Consider the following 6,829-nt stretch of genomic DNA (forward strand, 5'->3'; position numbering starts at 1 on the left):
GGGGCGGCGGACGACTGCGCTCGTCCGCCGCCCCGACCGATCGCGCCTGGGACGCGCGACCTCACCGTGCCGCACGGGTCCGCGGCACGGGGTCCGGTTCGACCGATTCGACCCGCTGAGCCGGTCGGGTCCCGGCGCCGGTAGGGCGGCGCCGGGAGCCCCGGCTATCGGCGCATCGCGAACCGCCGGAATCCGACGAGCACGAGACCGCCGAGCAGGGCGAACGCGGCGAGGCCGAGGCCCGACACGTCGGCGCCCGTCGAGGCGAGCGACGCATCGCCCGCGACGACCGTCGAGTCGCCGTCGGAGGCGACCGTCGAGCCCTCGCCGTCACCCGGGTCGGTGGGATCCACCGGGTCGGTGGGATCCACCGGGTCGACGGGGTCGACCGGGTCGGTGGGATCCACCGGGTCGACCGGGTCGACCGGGTCCACGGGGTCCACCGGGTCGACCGGGTCCACCGGATCGACGATCGTCGTCGACCCGTCGGTCTCGCTGTCGCCGATCACCGAGATCGCGTTGCCGCCGATCGTGATGGGCAGGGACAGTCCAGGCAGCAGCTGTGTTCCCCCGAGCAGCCCGCCGTCACCGTCCGTCGTCGCCGAACCGCCCCCGGTTCCAGGCTGCACGACCGTCTCGGCATCGGTCGACGTGGAGTCGCCGATCCCCGAGATCGCATTGCCGCCGATCGTCACCGGCAGACCGAGCTCGGGCAGCAGCTGGGTGCCGCCGAGGATCGAGTCGCCTCCCGATGTCGTGGCCTCGCCCGTGCCCGAGCCGCCGGTGCCGACCGTGGTGGTCGCGCCGTCGCTCGTCGAGTCGCCGATCACCGAGATCGCGTTCCCTCCGAGGGTGATCGGGAGCTCGATGCCGCCGAGGATCTGCGTGCCGCCGAGCAGGCTGTCCTCGCCCGACGTCACCGCCTCGCCTGTGCCGGTTCCGCCCGAGCCGCCGGTGCCGACCGTGGTGGTCGCGCCGTCGCTCGTCGAGTCGCCGATCACCGAGATGGCGTTGCCGCCGAGGGTGATCGGGAGCTCGATGCCGCCGAGGATCTGCGTGCCGCCGAGCAGGCTGTCCTCGCCCGACGTCACCGCCTCGCCCGCACCGCTCGAGCCGTCGCCGGTGGCGACGTCCGTCGTCGCGCCGGTCGAGCTCGAGTCGCCGATCACCGAGATGGCGTTGCCGCCGAGGGTGATCGGGATGTCGAGGTCGATCAGCCCCTGCGTCCCGCCGAGGATCGAGTCGTCCCCGTCGGTCTCGGCTGCGGTGCCGGCGGTCGCGGTCGGCGTCGAAGCGGACTCGCTCGACGTGGCGGCGCCCTCGCTCGACGAGTCGCCGATCACCGAGACGGCGTTGCCGCCCACGGTGATCGGGACGTCGACGTCGATGATCGCCTGGGTGCCCGAGCCGATGCCGTCGTCACCCGAGGTGACCGCGGCGGGTTCGGCGGCGTCGCCGGTCGCGACCTCCGTCGTGGCGTCCGACGACGACGAGTCCCCGATGAGGGAGATCGCGTTGCCGCCGAGCGTGATGGGCAGGTCGATCGAGATGCCGGCTTGGGTTCCCGACGCGATGCCGTCGTCGCCGCCCGTTTCGGACGCGTGCGCGACGCCGGCTCCGAGGAGCGTGAGCCCCCCGGCGAAGAGGGTCGCGTACAGCGCCCTCAAGGCCATTCTCTTCATGATCCAGTCCTCCTGACTGATGGGAAATGTCGCTCCCGGGCAGGGAGCGATGACCGTGTCCGCGAACGCGCGCGAGGTGCGTGCGTGCGGACCGGCCCCCGTCAGTCAGGGGTGGAGTCGGTCTCGTAGACGGGCGACGACGGCAGCTCGTCGTCGACCGAGTTGAGCGCGAGCGACGCGAGGGCGTCGAGTTCGAGGGCGGCGAAGGCCGCGTCGGAGGTGCCGGATGCCGCGCCCGCACCGGCCCCCGCGGCGCCGGTACCCGGTGCGCCGGAGCCGCCGCCGGGGGCGGCAGGTGTGCTCGGCGCGGGTGCGCCGTCGTTCGGGGTTCGCGGCTCGGTGGGCAGCGCCGAGGCTGCGCCGAGCGACGTCGAACCAGCGGACGATGCCCAGGGCGGGCCCGAACCGGGCGGCCCGGCGTCGCTGTTCGCCGGCGCCGCGGTCGCGCCCGGAGGCGTCGGCGGTACCCAGGGAGCCGTGGGATCGACCGGGTGCTCGCCCGGTTCGCCCGGCAGGCCCGGGTCGATCGGATCGCCGGGAAGCAGTGGGATCGACGGCAGCTGGGGGAGCACCCCGGTGCCGTCGGTCGGGAGTGCGCCGATGCCGCCGACGACCTCGCCGAGAGTGGTGTCGACGGCGCCGACCACGGGGGCGACGATTCCGCCGAGCGCGTCGTCGCCGAGCAGCGAGCCGAGCACGGGAAGTGAGCCGACGAGGTCGTCGACGGCGCCGGTCACCGGGGTCGTGATCGAGCCGACGGTGCCGCCGCCCGCGAGGTCGGACACGGTGCCCGTCACCCCGTTGGCGACCTCGCCGACCGTCGAGTTCGTTCCGCCGATCACGGTGTTCGCGGTGTCGGTGACGGTGTCGACGACGTCGGGGACGACGGTGTCGATCGTGTCGGCCACGGGATCGGGTGCGACCTCGACGACGGGGTCGAGCAGCTGGTTCACCGGCTCGACGACGGTGTCGACCACCCCGTCGAGGGTGTCGCCGACGGCGCCGGTGACCTGGGTCACGCCGCCGAGCAGCGAGCCCACTCCGCCCAGCAGTCCGCTCGGCTCCTGCTCGTCGGCCGAGGCGCTCGCGCCGCTCGAGAAGAGCGTGACCGCGAGCCAGGCGGCGGAGAACGCGGTGCCGAGCACGGCGTAGCGAAGCCACGGCACCTGCCGTGCCGCCCCGCCATCGCTGATCGTCGCGACCCCCACGAGGGTCACCATAGCGCGAGCGGTGCCACTCGGTCGAGGGGTTCCCCCGACGGATTCCGACACTCGGTGACATCCGCGGCCCACCCGCCTGCGAGAATCGAGCAATGCACCTGCTCGCTGCGCTCAGCATGAAGAACCGCGCGCTCATCGCGCTCGTCACGATCGTCGTCGCGATCTTCGGCGGCATCTCGCTCACGAGTCTGAAGCAGGAGCTCGCACCCTCGATCGAGTTCCCGCAGCTCTCGATCGTGTCGAGCTACCCGGGCGCGTCGCCCGACATCGTCAACACCGACGTGTCGACGCCCATCGAGACGGCGATCCAGGGCATCACGGGGCTCGAGTCGACGTCGACGACGAGCTCGACCGGTCTCTCGCGCGTCACCGCGAGCTTCACCTACGGCACCGACCTCGCCTTCGCCGAGCAGAAGCTGCTGTCGGCGGTCAACCGCATCCAGAGCCAGCTGCCCGACGACGTCGACCCGCAGGTCATCGCGCTGAGCCTCGACGACTTCCCGGTGCTGCAGATCGCGGTCACCGGTGCCGACGACATGAGCGCCCTCTCCGACGAGATCGAGCGCACCACCCTCGGCGAGATCACCGACGTCGACGGGGTGCGCGACGCGACCCTCGTCGGCGAGATCGGCCAGCGGGTCACGATCACCCCCGACCCCGAGAAGCTCGCCGAGTTCGCGATCAGCCAGCAGGCGATCCGCGACGCGCTGCAGCAGAACGGCCTCCTCGTGCCGGCCGGCACCATCACCGAGGGCGAGTCGACCTTCGCGGTGCAGACCGGCACGCGCATCGGCAGCGTCGACGAGATCGCCGCCCTGCCGGTGCTCGGCGCCACCGAGGCGGCCGCGATCCCCGAGTTCCCCGAGGAGGGCACCGGCGACGGCACCGAGCTGCCGACCGACGGCACCGAACTGCCGGCCGACGGCGCCGACGCGGGTGCGCTCCCGGCCGAGGTGCGGGTGCCCGCCGAGGCGACCATCTCCGACGTCGCGACCGTCGAGCTCACCGACAACCCGGTCACGAGCATCTCCCGCGTCGACGGCGAGCCGGCCCTCACGATCTCGGTCACGAAGCTGCCCGCCGCGAACACCGTCGAGGTGTCGAACGCGGTGACCGCCCTCCTGCCCGGGCTGGAGTCCTCGCTCGACACGACGAACCCCGGCGCGACCTTCACGGTGGTCTTCGACCAGGCGCCGTACATCGAGCAGTCGATCGAATCGCTCGCGACCGAGGGCCTGCTCGGCCTCGCGTTCGCGGTGCTCGTCATCCTGATCTTCCTGATGTCGGTTCGCGCGACCCTCGTCACCGCGATCTCGATCCCGACCTCGGTGCTGATCACCTTCATCGGCCTGCAGGCGGCGGACTACACGCTCAACATCCTCACGCTCGGCGCGCTCACGATCGCGATCGGCCGCGTGGTCGACGACTCGATCGTCGTCATCGAGAACATCAAGCGGCACCTCGTCGAGGGCGTCGACAAGGCGTCGACGATCGTGCGGGCCGTGCGCGAGGTCGCGGGCGCGATCACCGCCTCGACGATCACGACGGTCGCGGTGTTCCTGCCGATCGCCCTCGTCGAGGGGGTCACCGGCGAGCTGTTCCGCCCGTTCTCGCTGACCGTGACGATCGCGCTGCTCGCCTCGCTCCTCGTCTCGCTCACGATCGTGCCGGTGCTCGCGTACTGGTTCCTCAAGCCCGCGCGCCTGAAGGTCGAGGAGGGCGCCGAAGAGGTCCAGGCCGAGGAGGCGGCGGCCGCGTTCGTCGACGACGTCTGGCTCGCCCCCGAGCTGCGCGACGAGAGCGGCGCCACGGGGCTGCCCGTCGCGGGCGCGGGGCGCGAGGCATCCACCGCGACGGTCGCGAAGCCGGCCGCGCCGGTCGTCGCGCCCGACGAGCTCGAGCACCCGTCGCGCCTGCAGCGCGGCTACCTGCCCGTCATCGGCTGGACGCTGCGCCACGGCGTGGTCACGCTCGTCATCGCCGTGCTGGTGCTCGTCGGCACCGGCGCGATGATCCCGCTGATGAAGACCAACTTCCTCGGCTCCTCGGGGCAGAACACCTTCCGCGTCACGCAGGAGCTGCCGATCGGCACCAGCCTCGCCGCGCTCGACGAGGCGTCGAAGCCGGTCGAGCAGGTGATCCGCGACACCGAGGGCGTCGAGACGGTGCAGACGTCGATCGGCTCGGGCTCCAACCCGCTCGCCGCGGCGTTCGGCGGCGGCGGCGCGACCGTCACCTACTCGGTCACGACCGATGAGGACGCCGACCAGGACGCCCTGCAGGCCGAGGTGCGCGAGGAGCTCGACGGCCTCGACGACGTCGGCGAGGTCTCGCTCGCCGCGTCGAGCGGCTTCGGCGCCTCGAACGACATCGAGGTCGACATCACCGCCTCGAACGCCGAGGACCTGCAGGCCGCGACCGACGCGGTCGTCGACGAGCTCGACGGCGTCGAGTCGGTGTCGCAGGTCACCTCGAACCTGTCGGAGTCGCGTCCGTACGTGGCGGTCGAGGTGAACCGGGCGGATGCCGCGGCGGCGGGCTACTCGGAGGTCGCCCTCGGCGGCTTCGTCTCGGCGGCGATGCAGCCGCAGAGCGCCGGCTCGGTCGTGATCGACGAGAAGACCCTCACGATCTACCTCGCGACCGAGAACCCGCCCGTCACGGTCGAGGAGCTCTCGGCGCTCGAGGTGCCGACGCCGACCGGCGTGGTGCGCCTCGACACCCTCGCGACGGTCGAGCAGGTCGACGGGCCGGCGTCGGTCACGACCGTGCAGGGCCTGCGCAGCTCGACCGTGGCCGCGACGCCCTCGGGCGACGACCTCGGCACGGCGAGCGGCGAGGTGCAGGCCGCGGTGAACACGGTCGAGCTGCCCGAGGGCACGACCGCCTCGCTCGGCGGCGTCACCGCCGACCAGCAGGAGTCGTTCTCGCAGCTCGGCCTCGCGCTGCTCGCGGCGATCCTGATCGTCTACATCGTGATGGTGGCGACGTTCCGCTCACTGCTGCAGCCGCTGCTGCTGCTCGTCTCGGTGCCGTTCGCGGCGACCGGCGCGATCGCGCTGCAGGTGATCACGGGCATCCCCCTCGGCGTCGCGTCGCTCGTCGGCGTGCTCATGCTCGTCGGCATCGTCGTGACGAACGCGATCGTGCTCGTCGATCTCGTGAACCAGTACCGCGACCGCGGCATGAACGTGCGCGACGCCCTCGTGCACGGCGCCTCCCGACGACTGCGGCCGATCCTCATGACGGCGCTCGCGACGATCTTCGCGCTGCTGCCGATGGCGCTCGGCATCACCGGCCACGGCGGATTCATCTCGCAGCCGCTCGCGATCGTGGTGATCGGCGGTCTGCTCTCGTCGACGCTGCTCACGCTCGTCGTGCTGCCCGTGCTCTACGACCTCGTCGAGGGCGGGCGCGAGCGCCGCAAGGCGAAGCGGGCCGCGAAGGCGGCCGGGGCGGATGCCTCGGCGCCGGTGCCTGCGGCTGCGTCGCCTGCGGGCGCGGGCGCGGGGGCGGTCACGGGCGCAGGCGCGGCGGGGCCCGCCTCGATGACCGCGGCCACCGAGGCTCCCCAGGCGGCCGCCGATCGGCCTGTTGAGCCGTGGCCGACCGCCGCGCCGACCGAGGCGCCCGCAGCCGGCGAGCCCGTCGAGCCGAGCGAGCCGGTCGAGCCGACTGAGTCGGCCGAGCCGAGCGAGCCGGACGAGTCCAGCGATCCGACGCGCTCGACCGAGGCGCGTGACGATGACGACGAGCACGGAGGCACGCGGCCCGTCTGAGCCACGCCGAGCCCGACCGATGATCCGATCGGGCCGGTCTCCATTCGAGCTGTGGCCGGTGCGCCCCCGGGGGTGTGGGGGGACAGGGACACCGCCCGCCGGGTGGCGGCCCCCACCCCCGGCGCGGGCCCCCCCGGCGATGCGTGGG

At 72.9% G+C, this 6,829-nt stretch carries 3 protein-coding genes; 1 reads left to right on the top strand and 2 read right to left on the bottom strand.

The window, feature by feature from the left end; genetic code table 11:
• Positions 1-164: 164 nt before the first annotated feature.
• Positions 165-1,682, bottom strand: coding sequence for a hypothetical protein (locus tag ACFVSL_RS17595; RefSeq protein WP_386942281.1), 1,518 nt, complete (start codon positions 1,680-1,682; stop codon positions 165-167).
• Positions 1,683-1,783: 101 nt separating this feature from the next.
• Entirely contained in the window at positions 1,784-2,902 is a 1,119-nt protein-coding gene (locus ACFVSL_RS17600) for a hypothetical protein (RefSeq protein WP_386942282.1), read from the bottom strand.
• Positions 2,903-2,994: 92 nt separating this feature from the next.
• On the opposite strand from ACFVSL_RS17600, the gene ACFVSL_RS17605 reads away from it, so the two are divergent.
• The gene (locus tag ACFVSL_RS17605; protein ID WP_386942283.1) at positions 2,995-6,681 is read left to right on the top strand and encodes an efflux RND transporter permease subunit; all 3,687 of its coding nucleotides are present in this window, start codon (positions 2,995-2,997) and stop codon (positions 6,679-6,681) included.
• Positions 6,682-6,829: the final 148 nt, after the last annotated feature.

This window comes from Agromyces sp. NPDC058064 (assembly GCF_042885275.1).
Classification (GTDB): Bacteria; Actinomycetota; Actinomycetes; order Actinomycetales; family Microbacteriaceae; genus Agromyces.